The sequence below is a fragment of the Binatus sp. (SeqCode) genome, from assembly GCF_049584895.1.
In the GTDB taxonomy this organism is placed as follows: Bacteria; Desulfobacterota; Binatia; order Binatales; family Binataceae; genus Binatus.
Genome location: NZ_JBAUYR010000141.1, coordinates 16,362 through 28,689, shown reverse-complemented (window position 1 = coordinate 28,689; position 12,328 = coordinate 16,362). Strand labels below are relative to the sequence as shown.

The following is a 12,328-nucleotide window of genomic DNA, read 5'->3' as shown; positions in this document are numbered from 1 at the left end:
GGCATCAAGCAACCGCATCGGCATGACGATGACGCTTATCGAAAAAATGAAGACGAGGAAGAAATAGATGGAAATCAGTGGAGCGAATCTGACCGCATTGTTTACCGGCTTCGACGTCGTCTTCCAGCGCGGGTTCGAAAAGCCGCCGTCGTACTACGAGCAGATCACGAGCGTGGTGCGTTCGGCCTCGCGCCAGACTACCTATCCATGGCTCGGCCGCACGACCAGGTTCCGCGAATGGCTGGGCGACAGGGTAATCCAGGCGCTCGAGACCCACGAATACACAATCGTTAACCGGAACTTCGAAGATACCGTGGCGATCGATCGAAACGATATCGAAGACGATACCTACGGCGCGTATGAGCCGATCATCGAGCAGCTCGGATGGGACACCAAGGTGCATCCCGACATGCTGCTGTTCGCGATGATCAAGGACGCGGTCGCGAACCCGGGCGACGTCGTCGGCTTCGACGGACAGCCGTTCTTTTCGGCGAGCCATCCGGTCGGCCTACTCGGTCAAACCGACACCAGTGCGGCGAATATCAACTCGAGCGGCACGGGCGCGTACTGGTTCCTGATCGACGCGTCGCGCGTGATTCGCCCATTCATCTTTCAGCTCCGGCGCGAATACGCAGTCACTCGAATGACCAATGTCGCCGACGAGGCGGTCTTCAACCGGCGCGAATTTCGCTACGGCGTCGACGGCCGCGCCAACACCGGAGTCGGCCTGTGGCAGTTGGCCTATGCCAGCAACACCGATCTCAGCAATCCGACCAACTACGGCGCCGCGCGCGCCGCGATGCGTGCGTTCAAAACCGATGCGGGACAGCCGTTTGGCGCATTGTCGAGCCGGAGCGGCGTTTACCTGCTGGTGCCGCCGACGCTCGAAGAAGTCGCGCGCCAATTACTCAACTCCGAATTCATGGCAGGCGCCGGCGCGAGCGCCAACGTCGCGACCTCGAACATCTGGTGCAACAGCGCGGACCTGATAGTCAGCGAGTTCCTGGCGTAAGGGCGAAGTGAGACAGCGATGAATCCAGTTTTCCTGAGCCGGCGTGTCGCGGGTTCCCCTCCTGCCCGCATCGCCGGAGCGTATGGCCACTCTCCGCGGGCGCAAATCAGTTGTCCCGCGCCCGCGGAGAGACCTCTCAGTCCAATAGTCACTTGCTATGAGATGAGGTTAGGACAGTGAGCTACGCGACCGCCCAGGACATGATCAATCGGTATCCAAATCGCGACCTGGTCCAATTGACTAACGAAGATCCTACTGCGACCACTGTGAACGATACACCGATCACCCAGGCGATCGCCGATGCCTCCGCGGAAATCGACGGCTATATCGAAGGTCGCTTCACACTGCCGCTGACGGATCCACCCGCGGTCCTCAACCGGCTCACCACCGACATCGCGATGTACCGCATGCAGTCGTTGCGCCCTCTGCACGACCTGGAAGACGCGCGCAAACGGTATGAAGACGCAGTTGCGATGCTGACAAAAGTCGCGGCCGGCGAGCTGACACTCGGCCTGTCCGCCGATGGACAGGAGCCGCCGATAGCGGAGAAAGCAGAGAGCGTGCAGGGACCGAATCGCGTCTTCGATCGAAAAAAATTGAGGGGCTACTGAGATGGGGGTCATGCTCGACGCAGCATGGAACGGCGTGGTGTTCACACCACCGACCGCGATCGATATCGCGACGATCGAAGACGCGATCGTCAGCCAACTGCGATCGCAGATCAACACGATCGAAATCGCGCACTATCCGGACGGGCCTGAGACCTGGCGCCTGACCCATCGCGTGGGCGCGGCACTGGTGATGTACAAGGGCGCGCAGTACGGCGAGCTGCTCGACACCTCGGCGATAATCCAGGAACGCAAACTCGAGTTCGAGATCTCGGTCATGATGCGCGACCTGGGATGGGCGGTCGGCGGAGACGCGTCGGGACCAAGTCCGGGCGCATACGCGATTATCGAAGGCATCCGCACCGCGCTGACCGGGTACGAAGTTCCCGGCTGCCGCAAGATGTACCCGGTGCGTGAAAAGTTCGTGAAGCGCGACAAGCAGGGCGGGGTGTGGACGTACTCGTCGATCTTTGCGCTCAGCACCGTCGCCGTCGAAGCCTCACGGCCGGATGACTTCCCGCTGTTCATCAAGGGAATCGCGCTGGAGGAAGGGGGGCAGACTTCTGTCACGCTCGGCGCAGCTGGGTACACGTTCAATTCGAACCTGCAGATTCAGCTTCTGCAGGGCAACGTGTTCGCAGTGAGCATCATAGCTGCCGGAGGCGCGACGCTGATCGAGGGGACGGATTACTCGATCGATCGCGCGGACGGAATAGTCACAGCGGTTCCTGGCGGCGCGATTTCTGTCGGCGAGACTGTTCAGATCGCATACTCATACGCTGAAGTGGCTATTGCGACCGCAGGCCAGAACGAGCCGACTAACTAGCTCGGATAAATAGTAACTCAATCCGACTGAGTAAAGGTGATACATGCCAGCCAGTTTCCTGCACGGAGTTGAAGTAATCGAAGTACCTAACGGACCGGTGCCGGTCACAGTCGTCAAATCGGCGGTGATTGGATTGGTAGGCGCGGCGCCGACATGGGCGGTGACATCGCCCACAGTCGCAGCCTCGCTCAATGTGCCGACACTGGTCTCGTCGTCGCTCGGCGCTGCAGCCTTCGGGCCTCTCGTTCGCGGATACTCGATCCCATACGCGCTCGCGGCTATCCAGGAGCAGGGAGCGGGACAGGCGATCGTCGTGAACGTATTCGATCCAACCAGGCATTTCACGGCGATAGCTGCGACCGCATTCACCTTCAATGCGCAGGGAGCTATCAACCTGGGGCACATGGGAGTGTCGAGTGTAGTAGTCACTAGTAATCCCGCGGGTACTACATACGTAGCGGGCACTGACTATACCCTCGACGCTGTGAACGGACTGGTCAGACTAGTGCCGAGCGGATCGGGCGGACATATTAGTGCCGGCGCCAGTGTATTGATCGGGTTCAATTACGCTGATCCGTCGAAAGTGGCGGACGCTGACGTGATCGGAGCTGTGACCGGCGGCGTGTACACCGGGATGCAGGCATTTCAGATAGCGTACGGCACGCTGGGATTTTTTCCAAAGATATTGATCGCGCCGGGCTACTCACAGGACGCGACGGTTGCGAGTGCGCTAACTACGATGGCGACGACGGTTCGGGCGATCACGCTGATCGATTCGCCACCGTCTACTTCTGCGACGGCTGCGATAACCAACCGCGGAGTGGTGGGCAACGGTTTTGCAACGTCGAGCAGCCGAGCGATTCTCTGCTATCCGCAAGAGACTTTCCTGGACACGGGAATTGTGCCGACCGGAGTGACGCTTAACGCTTCGGGAATTCCGCTGCCGGCGCAATTCAACGCGAACGCGGTGGCGCCATACTCGCAATGGGTCGCGGGAGCGATGGCGGCTAAAGACCTTGCGCAAGGCTACTGGTGGTCGCCGTCCAATACCGAGGTCGATGGAATGCTTGGGCCCGACGTTCAACTTTACGCTTCGATCCTCGACCCGTCGTCGGATGTGAACAACTTGAACGCAGCGGGAATCGTGACCGTGTTCAACGCTTTCGGCACGGGCCTTCGGGTCTGGGGAAACAGGAGCGCGGCGTTTCCGACGTCAACCACCCCGGACAACTTTATTTCGGTTCGCCGCACGATGGATGTGATTGAGGAGTCACTGGAGCTCGCGATGCTGCAGTTTATCGATCAACCGATTTCGAACGCACTGATCGACGCGATCCTGGCCAGTGCCAACGCGTTCATCCGATCGCTCATCCAGCGCGGGGCATTGGTAGCGGGGGCGGCCAGCTTCAATCCGGCGGAGAATCCATCGACGCAGATCGCAGGCGGGCAGCTGGTGTTCGATATCGACGTGATGCCTCCGCCGCCGGCTGAAAGAATCACCTTTGAGGCGTTCATCGACGTGACGCTGCTGCAACAGCTGGGACAGACGAGTCCGATTACAGTGGCCGCGGGAGCAACGGCGTAATTCGTCGGGACGCTAGAGGAACAGAATGAATATCCAGATCAACTCACTGACTAATGCGAATATATACATCGACGGCGTCGGCCTGCTGGGCCGCGCCGAAGAAATAGAGATCGCCAATCCCAAGCACAAGATGGTTGACTACAAGGGATTGGGGATGGCTGGAACCGCGGAGCTGTGGGCGGGAGTGGAAAAGCTCGAGTCGAAGATTAAGTGGTCGTCGTTCGACGCGGAGACGCTCACGATGTCGGCGAGTCCGTTCCAGACGCATTCCTTCCAGGCCCGCGGGAACCTCGAGCAGTACACCAGCCAGGGCCGAACCGCGCAACTTCCCGTCGTGTACCTGATGACCGGGATTTTCAAAGATGCGGGAAGCCCCACCTTCCGTCAGCATCAAATGGTCGAGACGACCTCGGTAGTAAGTATATATCACTGCGAGCTATTCGTCGCAGGAGTCCAAATATACTTGTACGACGTATTCGCGAATATCTACGTGGTCGGCGGGGTTGATCAACTGAGTACCTTTAGATCGAACCTTGGTGGCTGAGCGATACTACTCATGAAGCCCGGAGATGGGGACAGTGACTAATGAAAACCGACGACACGACCGTGACTGGAGTACGAATAGGTGGGGCGGAAGCCGGCGACGATGAAGGCGTCCGAACGATCGAATTGCCTTCGGGCGCGCGCGCCGAGGTGCGGAAAGGCTATGGGCGGGACTTGATGCGGGCACAACGGGCGGCGGCGGGAGGAGACGCGAGCGCGGTGGTATTTGCGCTGATCGCGGAGGTGGCGCGGGTGGACGGGCGTAAGATCGTATATGAAGACGTACTCGAAATGGATCTGGCGGACGTCATGGCGTTGCAGGCCGAGGTGATTGACGAAAATTTCGACCGCCCTCCGCAGCGAGCTTCGCAGGCCTCGTCCAATCCGGATTCTCAGTCCAGGAACTGAGCGCGATGGATTTTGCGGAGCTGTCGTACTGGCTCGACGCAATGACCGACTATGAGCGGATGAGCGTCGAACGCGGCGGAGGGGACGAGTCGTGACTAGTATTTGCAGTGAGTATAGAGAAATTAGCGCACTGAGTAATCACGTTAGACGGTGAAACGATGAAAGTAAGACTATTTGTTGGCAATCTGAGTTTTTCGCTGGGCGACGCCGATTTGCGCGAGGCATTCGCCGAAATCGGGGCCGTAGAGAGGGCTGAGATCGTGCGTGACCGTTTTGACGGCCGCTCGCGCGGATTTGGCTTCGTCGAAATGAAGAATGAGGACGACGCCGCAGTCGCGGTACGAGCAATGAACGGCAAGGAACTCGCGGGCCGTCCCTTGCGAGTAGAAGCGGCGACTTCTCAACGCCGGCCGTTCGAGCGTAATGCGGCGCGGGCGTAGTCGATCCGCAGCGAGCATCAGATGAATAGGCATCTCAGGACCTTGAGTGCGCCGGCGATGAGCGGTCTCGAGCGAGCAGCGAAGCTGGCGCGCACGAATGTTCGAAGGGCGCAGGCGGCTGCGAGTATCGCGGTGTCGAGAAACCATCGTTGGGAACTTCCCGCAAGGGTCTCGCTTTTGAGAGATCAGCATACATCTGAAGCAGGACTATCTCGCAGACAGACTACTGATCGCGATAACTCTGAGAGAGCCTTGGGCGACCAACTGAGTTTGAGCGAGTCGGAGGATCGAACCAGGGATGCGAGGAGGCGAAGCGGGCGCCATCGCGCGACGACAATGGTCGATGCAGGTGCGCGCGTCTCGCGACGGATTCCATATTTGTCGCGTGCGATGAGTCTTTTGTCGCGAGTTGAATCAGGAGTAACCACCGTGCCGGCTCCGTACGCGCGAGAATACGCGACGCGGATGTTGCCTTCGAACACCGGTGAGAAAATTCGAGCGAGCGTGGGTCGCGAAATCAGGCGACCGGCTATCGGCGATGTAGGAGTTCTGGCGAAGGTCCGTGTGGCCCCATCGACTCGTGGAGTCATGCCGCCGCGCGGTGTCTCACGGCGCGAGTTTGAGCGGCCGTCGAGCGACTTACGTCTTTCGACTTACGGAAGCGGACGCGCAGCGATCACTATCAACTCGTCGCCCACGGTCGTGATCAATTCGGGGCCGGGCGGTGCTCTGCAGCATGATGTGATTGGCGCACTGCGGGCGCATCGCGAAGAACTGTTCGATCAATTGAAACGAGAATCTGCGCGGCGTGAACGCGCACAGTTCTGAGGAGAGATCACTTGTTCGCAGCATTGGGCGAAATTCAATTTGAAGTGGTCGGATCTCCGGAAGCCTATGAATCCGCGAGGACGTATGATTTCGCCGAGCAAAAGGTGGTCGAAAGCAAGCCGCAATTGCAGTGGGTCGGCGACGATCTCGAGCGGCTGAAGTTTGAGCTCATGTTGCACGCGTCGTTCACCAACCCGGCCGCGCAGTTGGCGCTGTTGCGCGCGACCGCCGCCGAGCATCTCGCGCAGCCGCTGGTTTTCGGCGATGGAGGATTCCGCGGGTTCTTTGTTATCGAATCGATCAACGTGAAATCGCAGCAATTGTCGGCGGGCGGCGCGCCGATCTCGATTCGGGTTGCGCTCGCGCTCAAGGAATGGGACGCCGACTCGATCCTGCTTTCCAGCGCGGTACCGGCGGCTACAGTATCACCCCTGGCGATCGCGACGACGTCGCCGGAGGTAGTCGGCGCGAACGCACTCACGCCAGGCGTGTCGGCATTGCTCAGCATCCCGGCGGCAGCAGGCGCGAGGGGGCCCAATCTTGAAGCGGGCGACGTGCCGGCGACCGTGATCGTGAGGAGCACAGCGCGATGACGCCGTCGGGACAATTCATACTTCATATTACGACGGCGGGTGAGCGCTGGGATCTGCTGGCCTGGCGGTACTATGGCGATCCGACTGACTATTCGCCGATCATAATGGCTAATCCGAATGTGGCTATTGAACCGGTATTCGATGCAGGCATATCGATAGAGGTGCCGATCCTCCAGAAGAATGCTGTAGTCACAATCAACTTGCCTCCCTGGAAAGTATCCCAAGCGGTGACTGAGTAATGGCTGCGACTACATCTTATGCAGTTCGTGCGCCTCAGTGGATCCTCACTTACTCGGGCGTGAATATCTCAGCGGACGTATCCCAGATGGTTGTTGCGATCAGGTATGTCGATAGGCTCGACGGAGCTTCGGGCGAACTGGAACTCGAGCTCGAAGACTCCACGAAGCTGTGGCAGGGAGCCTGGTACCCGACGCTCGGGGACGTAGTCAGTCTGCAGATTGGCTATAGCGGCGAGTTATTGCTGGACTGCGGGGAATTTCAGATTGACGAGCTGGAGCTGGATGGACCGCCTGACGTGATGCGACTGCGCTGCCTCGCCGCGTACATCACCACCGCGATGCGCACCGCAAATACCGTGGCGTACGAGAATGTGGGCATCGTGGAAATCGCGCAGCAGATCGCGACTAAGTATGGGCTAGAGCTGGTGACGGCGTCGTCCGAGTCTGAGAGCGATGTTTCGTTTGCGCGTGTCACTCAGCGGCGCCAGATGGATCTGGAGTTCCTGAAGCGTCTCGCGCGAGAGCACAACTTCGATTTCACGGTCCGCGCCGGGCAATTGGTGTTTTACGAGCGGCCGGCACTCGAGTCGGTTGCGGCAACTGTAGTGATTGTACGATCGGATACGATTCGATTCTCGTTTAGGAACCGGGCGCGGCGAATCTACGGTGCGGCGGAATTCTCGTACTTCGATCCCGATACGAAAGAACTGATTACTCAGTCGGTGTCTGCGGACGAAACTTCGCCGACGGGAGATACCCTCAAAATCGTGGCGCGCTGTGAAAACGCGCAGCAGGCGCAGGTGAAGGCTGAGGCCGCGCTTCATCTGCACGACATGGTTTTGGTGGACGCTTCGATTGAAGGACCGGGGAACCCGGCGCTGGTGGCTGGAAGCAATGTGCAACTGAGCGGATGGGGCGTGCTGGATGGAAAGTACCTGATCGAGACCGCAAAGCATCATTTGGCGCGAGCGACGGGATACAGAACCTCGATCGCGGCGCGAAGGGTTAGCGCATGAACGACATTATCGAATATCGCGAGCGATTCGCTTCGCTCAATCCCACGTTCCGCGTGGGGATCGTTCAGCAGCAGGACTTGGCGCATGCAAAGGTGCGCGTGGTGTTTCCGGATTACGACGAGATGATCAGCTGGTGGCTGCCGGTCGTCTTCGCGAAGACCCAGGACGACAAAGTGTACTGGATTCCCGACATCGGCGAGCAGGTCGTGTGCCTGATGGATTTGCGCGACGAGGCCGGCGCGGTGCTGGGGGCGATCTATTCGAGCGCCGACGTGACGCCGGTGAACAGCGCAGACAAATTTCATATTGGGTTCAAGGACGGTGCGCACTTCGACTACGATCGCGTCGCGCACATTCTCGATCTGTTTTTCGAGGACACCACCGAATTCAAGTATAATGCGGAGATTCATCTCCTCGATCTGAAGTTTCAGGACCAGGCGGAGCTCACCTACGACGGCATCGAACATGTTTTGACTGTGAGTCTGCCGCAGGGCGCCGCGTTCAACCTTACGGCAAACGGCGCGCAGATTCAGATCGACTCGAGCGGCAACGTCATCATCAAGAGCGCGGGCCAGGTGCAAATTGGGAACGGCGTACTGGCGGGTGTCGCGCGGCTTGGCGACCAGGTTCAGGTCGGCGAGGAAATCGGAACGATCGTGACGGCAAGCACCGACGTGCTGGCGGGATGACGATGGCGGCGGGAGCAATCACGCTTGCGGACATCAGGTCGGCCGACTGGTCACTGGCTCTGGGAGCCATCGGTGAGGTGGTGCAGGGACTCGCCGACGTCGAGCAATGCCTGGGGATAATAGTCACGACTCCACGCGGGAGCGATCCGCTGCGGCCGACGTTCGGCGCGGATATCTGGCGGTACATCGATTTTCCGATCAGTTTCGCGCTGCCCGCAATCGTGAGCGAACTGACTTCGGCGATCACGACCTGGGAGCCGCGGGTAAATCTTGTGTCGGTGACGGTGCAGCCGGTCGACGATGGCACCGTGCAATCGGGGGCGCATCTCGACGTCACGCTCAATTGGCAGCTCAAGCTGGGCACCGCTGCGGCGCCGGTCCAGACCACGACCGTGACAATTCCGGGAGCGACGGTCTAGCCGGCCGCGCCGACCGCGATGAAAGGATGAGTTGATGGGTGCAGGAATTCTATCATTGCCGCCGCCGGTGTTCGTCAACGATGCGGACGGTCTCGATCCAAACCTGATCCTTGCCGATATGATCGCCGAGTTCGAGGCGGCGGCGGAGCGGACGCTTCAACCGGCGCAGGTCGAGCGCCTGCTGATCAATTTGTATGCGTACCGCGAGTCGCTGGTGCGCAACGCGATCCAGTATGCGGCCGAGCAGAATCTGCTTGCCTTCGCGTCGTTCCCGATGCTCGATTATCTCGGCCAACTGTTGAGCGTGACTCGACTCGCGTCGCAGCCCGCGGTGACGACGCTTCAATTCACGCTGACCGGCGCGCTGACGGTACCGTTCACGATACCCGCTGGAACGCAGGCAGGTACCAGCGACGGGCAGTTCGCATTCGCGACAACTGCGACGATCGTCCTCGCCGCCGGCGCAACTATCGCCAGTGTCGCTGCTGCCGCGACCGCTCCAGGAGCGGGTGCGAATGGATACCTCGCAGGACAGGTCAATGTTCTGCTTAATCCAAACGCGTTGATAGCGAGCGTGACCAATACGAGCACGACCACCGGCGGATCCGCCCCGGAGACGGACGATCATCTGCGCACGCGCATCCAGGCCGCGCCGAATCAGTTCAGCGTCGCGGGCCCGATTGGTGCCTACCGCTTCTTCGCGATCGGCGCCGATCCCTCGATCGTCGACGCGCAAGTTGTCAGCCCCGCTCCCGGGTCGGTCAACGTGTACGTGCTGACGGGACCGGTGACGCAACAACCGTCGCCGGCGCCGAATACCGTGGGAGTCGCGAACTCAGCGCTGCTCGCGAAAGTTGCCGCGGAGCTGAATGCCGACACGATGCGTCCGTTAACCGACACCGTGAACGTGCTCGCCGTCACCGAGGTGGATTACCAGGTTACGGCGACGGTGACGCTCTATTCGGATGCTGATCCGACCGCGACGATCACCGCGGCGACGACGGCGGTGCAGGAGCTCGCGCTCGAGCTCGCCGCCAAGATTCAGCGCGACATCGTGCCGAGCCAGATAATCGCGGCGCTCTCAGTCGCCGGCGTTTATGGCGTGGCGCTGTCCTCGCCGACGCTGACTCCACTCACTGCGGGACAGTGGGCCAACTGCACGATGATCTCGTTGACGGCCTCGTTCAGCACGGAGCACAGCTGATGCCCGAGCTGTCGGCCGCGCCTTCGATTAACGATACGCGCACACAGGCGCTGCTGGTGTTGATCTCGCGGCTCGCGGCGCTCGATCTCACGACGCTGCTGGTCTACAGAATCGACTCGGTGGTAGACGGTGCGCTGCCGTTTCTGGCGTGGCAATTCGACATCCTATCTCCGCTGTGGCAGTTGATCGCGCCGGTTGCGTTGGGCGTCGATGCGCTCACCAACATCGATTTGCTGATCGACGTGGACAATCTGATCGAGTCCGGTGGCCTGGTTACCGAGCTGGCTCTCACTGAGGCGGCGCAGCGCGAGCTGCTCAAAAACGCCATCGCGCTGCATCGATTTCGTGGCACACCGTGGTCGGTCAAGCAGGCGCTCGCGTCATTGGGATGGACCACAGTTTCGCTGCTCGAAGGGCAAACGAGCTGGGGCGGGGTTGCGTATCCGTCGAACCAGGGATGGGCGGTGTTCCGTGTCATGATCGATCTCGCGGCCGGGCAGGGTGTTTCGATCGGCGCGGCATCCACTGCGGTGGCGGCGGTTAATTTTTTCAAACCTGCGCGAGCGTGGCTCGACTCGGTATGGTTTGCAGTTCCCGCGATCCCCGACCCGGGTCCGGTTCCCTCGGACAGGTTGACCCTCGGCGGGATCGCGGAGTACCAACTCGACTCGGCGACTGCGCCCAGTGACAACACGCTGGCATTTGCGATCGCGTTGGGGTCGTCGATCGATGCGCGCGGTCCGATCGTCCCCGCTTACGACGGTCACTATCGGCATAGCGGGATCACTTACGGCGCCAACCAACCCGAAGTCGCGGACTCGGCGCTGATCGTTAACGGCGCGGCCGTTTTGCACGGAGGTTAGAAATGAGAAGGCCGATTGGAATCGTGCGGATTCGAGTTATCGAGCGAGGCCGCGTCGTGTGGCAACACGAGGGTCGCAATCTTTTCGTAAACGCTGGACTACCGGCCCTCGCGGCACTGCTCGGCGGAGATACCACCGGCGAATTCGCGTCCGCGGTGGGATTCGGTTCCGGTTCGAACGCACCGACGTTGACTGACACCGCGCTAACGACCCCCGCATATTACAAAACGCTCGACGGTCACAGCGAAGACGGCAACGGCGGATTGACGCTCAACTGGTCGCTGACGACGGCAGACACCGGCGCGCAGGGAATCACGGTACAAGAGCTGGCGATATTCGCGAATCATGGAAGCGCGGCACTTCCCGGAACCACCGCGCCGGCTCCGATGCTCGCGCGTAAGACTATTGCACCAATAGTGTTTGGCGCGGGAATGAGTATTAGCGGAACCTGGACGCTTACTTTCTGAGGTAGTCAATGGCTACACTAATCGACGCAGCCGAGTTCACCTCAAATGAGGTTTACCAGATACAAGCAACCGATCCGGTCGAAGGCGCGGCCAGTGGCGCTAGCTTCAGCGGCACCGGAATTTCGAACCAGCCGCATCAGCAACTGGCTAATCGCACCGCGTTTCTGAAGCAGCGCCAGGACGTGAACATCTCGAATATCGGGGTGTTGCAATCCTTCGTGGCGAACTTCACCGGCGCGATGGGAGCCAATGGCTACCTCAAGCTGCCCGTCGCCGATATTAACAAGGGGCTGATCCAGTACGTCATCCAGTGGGGCTTCGTGAATTGGGGCCAGCCCGGAAACCCGCACGGACTCTACGGTCCGTACAGTTTCCCAATTGCCTTTCCCAACGCCTGCGAGGTCTTCCTGCCGATTACCGTGAATCCCAACGCGAGCAGCTCGAGCAACGGCGAGGACGTGATAATGGTCCCGTTCACCAACCTGCCGACCACGACGCAATTTTGGGTGTACAACAACGCGCTGGGAGCGGGGAACGACAACAATAGCGGGTTTTACTGGATCGCGATTGGATTCTGAGGCTATCGGC

17 protein-coding genes are annotated in these 12,328 nt (G+C 60.0%); all 17 read left to right on the top strand.

The window, feature by feature from the left end; all coding sequences use genetic code 11:
- The first annotated feature begins 67 nt into the window (after nucleotides 1–67).
- The 17 genes from WB650_RS23395 to WB650_RS23315 all read left to right on the top strand — a co-directional run bounded on the left by WB650_RS23395 (nucleotide 68) and on the right by WB650_RS23315 (nucleotide 12,318).
- Nucleotides 68–1,012, top strand: a complete 945-nt coding sequence (locus WB650_RS23395; RefSeq protein WP_423962242.1) for a Mu-like prophage major head subunit gpT family protein — start codon at nucleotides 68–70, stop codon at nucleotides 1,010–1,012.
- Between the two features lie 176 nt (nucleotides 1,013–1,188).
- Nucleotides 1,189–1,623 (top strand): gp436 family protein, encoded by a 435-nt coding sequence (locus WB650_RS23390; protein ID WP_423962240.1) that lies wholly within the window; start codon nucleotides 1,189–1,191, stop codon nucleotides 1,621–1,623.
- 10 nt (nucleotides 1,624–1,633) lie between these two features.
- The gene (locus WB650_RS23385; protein ID WP_422306029.1) at nucleotides 1,634–2,446 is read left to right on the top strand and encodes a Gp37 family protein; all 813 of its coding nucleotides are present in this window, start codon (nucleotides 1,634–1,636) and stop codon (nucleotides 2,444–2,446) included.
- Nucleotides 2,447–2,489: 43 nt separating this feature from the next.
- A complete protein-coding gene (locus tag WB650_RS23380; RefSeq protein WP_422306031.1) occupies nucleotides 2,490–4,031 on the top strand; it encodes a phage tail sheath family protein in 1,542 nt (513 codons plus the stop codon).
- Between the two features lie 25 nt (nucleotides 4,032–4,056).
- The gene (locus WB650_RS23375; protein ID WP_422306033.1) at nucleotides 4,057–4,575 is read left to right on the top strand and encodes a phage major tail tube protein; all 519 of its coding nucleotides are present in this window, start codon (nucleotides 4,057–4,059) and stop codon (nucleotides 4,573–4,575) included.
- 41 nt (nucleotides 4,576–4,616) lie between these two features.
- Complete coding sequence (locus WB650_RS23370; protein ID WP_422306035.1) at nucleotides 4,617–4,982, top strand: phage tail assembly protein; 366 nt, start codon at nucleotides 4,617–4,619, stop codon at nucleotides 4,980–4,982.
- 158 nt (nucleotides 4,983–5,140) lie between these two features.
- On the top strand, nucleotides 5,141–5,422 hold the full coding sequence (locus tag WB650_RS23365) for an RNA recognition motif domain-containing protein (protein ID WP_422304969.1): 282 nt from the start codon (nucleotides 5,141–5,143) through the stop codon (nucleotides 5,420–5,422).
- A 336-nt stretch (nucleotides 5,423–5,758) separates the two neighbouring features.
- Nucleotides 5,759–6,250 carry a hypothetical protein gene (locus WB650_RS23360; protein WP_423962236.1) on the top strand — a complete coding sequence of 164 codons (492 nt, stop codon included), beginning with the start codon at nucleotides 5,759–5,761 and terminating at the stop codon, nucleotides 6,248–6,250.
- Nucleotides 6,251–6,261: 11 nt separating this feature from the next.
- Nucleotides 6,262–6,843 carry a phage tail protein gene (locus WB650_RS23355; RefSeq protein WP_422304973.1) on the top strand — a complete coding sequence of 194 codons (582 nt, stop codon included), beginning with the start codon at nucleotides 6,262–6,264 and terminating at the stop codon, nucleotides 6,841–6,843.
- Nucleotides 6,840–7,082: a tail protein X gene (locus WB650_RS23350; protein WP_422304975.1), complete on the top strand. Its 243-nt coding sequence runs from the start codon at nucleotides 6,840–6,842 to the stop codon at nucleotides 7,080–7,082. The genes WB650_RS23355 and WB650_RS23350 overlap by 4 nt, the downstream gene beginning before the upstream one ends.
- Complete coding sequence (locus tag WB650_RS23345; RefSeq protein ID WP_422304977.1) at nucleotides 7,082–8,098, top strand: phage late control D family protein; 1,017 nt, start codon at nucleotides 7,082–7,084, stop codon at nucleotides 8,096–8,098. Before WB650_RS23350 ends, WB650_RS23345 begins: the two co-directional genes overlap by 1 nt.
- A complete protein-coding gene (locus WB650_RS23340) occupies nucleotides 8,095–8,787 on the top strand; it encodes a phage baseplate assembly protein V (RefSeq protein ID WP_422304979.1) in 693 nt (230 codons plus the stop codon). Before WB650_RS23345 ends, WB650_RS23340 begins: the two co-directional genes overlap by 4 nt.
- Nucleotides 8,788–8,789: 2 nt before the next feature.
- Nucleotides 8,790–9,206, top strand: coding sequence for a GPW/gp25 family protein (locus WB650_RS23335; RefSeq protein WP_422304981.1), 417 nt, complete (start codon nucleotides 8,790–8,792; stop codon nucleotides 9,204–9,206).
- 34 nt (nucleotides 9,207–9,240) lie between these two features.
- Complete coding sequence (locus tag WB650_RS23330) at nucleotides 9,241–10,410, top strand: baseplate assembly protein (RefSeq protein ID WP_422304983.1); 1,170 nt, start codon at nucleotides 9,241–9,243, stop codon at nucleotides 10,408–10,410.
- Nucleotides 10,410–11,273, top strand: a complete 864-nt coding sequence (locus WB650_RS23325) for a phage tail protein (RefSeq protein ID WP_422304985.1) — start codon at nucleotides 10,410–10,412, stop codon at nucleotides 11,271–11,273. Before WB650_RS23330 ends, WB650_RS23325 begins: the two co-directional genes overlap by 1 nt.
- Nucleotides 11,274–11,275: 2 nt before the next feature.
- The gene (locus tag WB650_RS23320) at nucleotides 11,276–11,740 is read left to right on the top strand and encodes a hypothetical protein (protein ID WP_422304987.1); all 465 of its coding nucleotides are present in this window, start codon (nucleotides 11,276–11,278) and stop codon (nucleotides 11,738–11,740) included.
- An 8-nt stretch (nucleotides 11,741–11,748) separates the two neighbouring features.
- On the top strand, nucleotides 11,749–12,318 hold the full coding sequence (locus tag WB650_RS23315) for a gp53-like domain-containing protein (RefSeq protein ID WP_422302371.1): 570 nt from the start codon (nucleotides 11,749–11,751) through the stop codon (nucleotides 12,316–12,318).
- The last annotated feature ends 10 nt before the right edge of the window (nucleotides 12,319–12,328 follow it).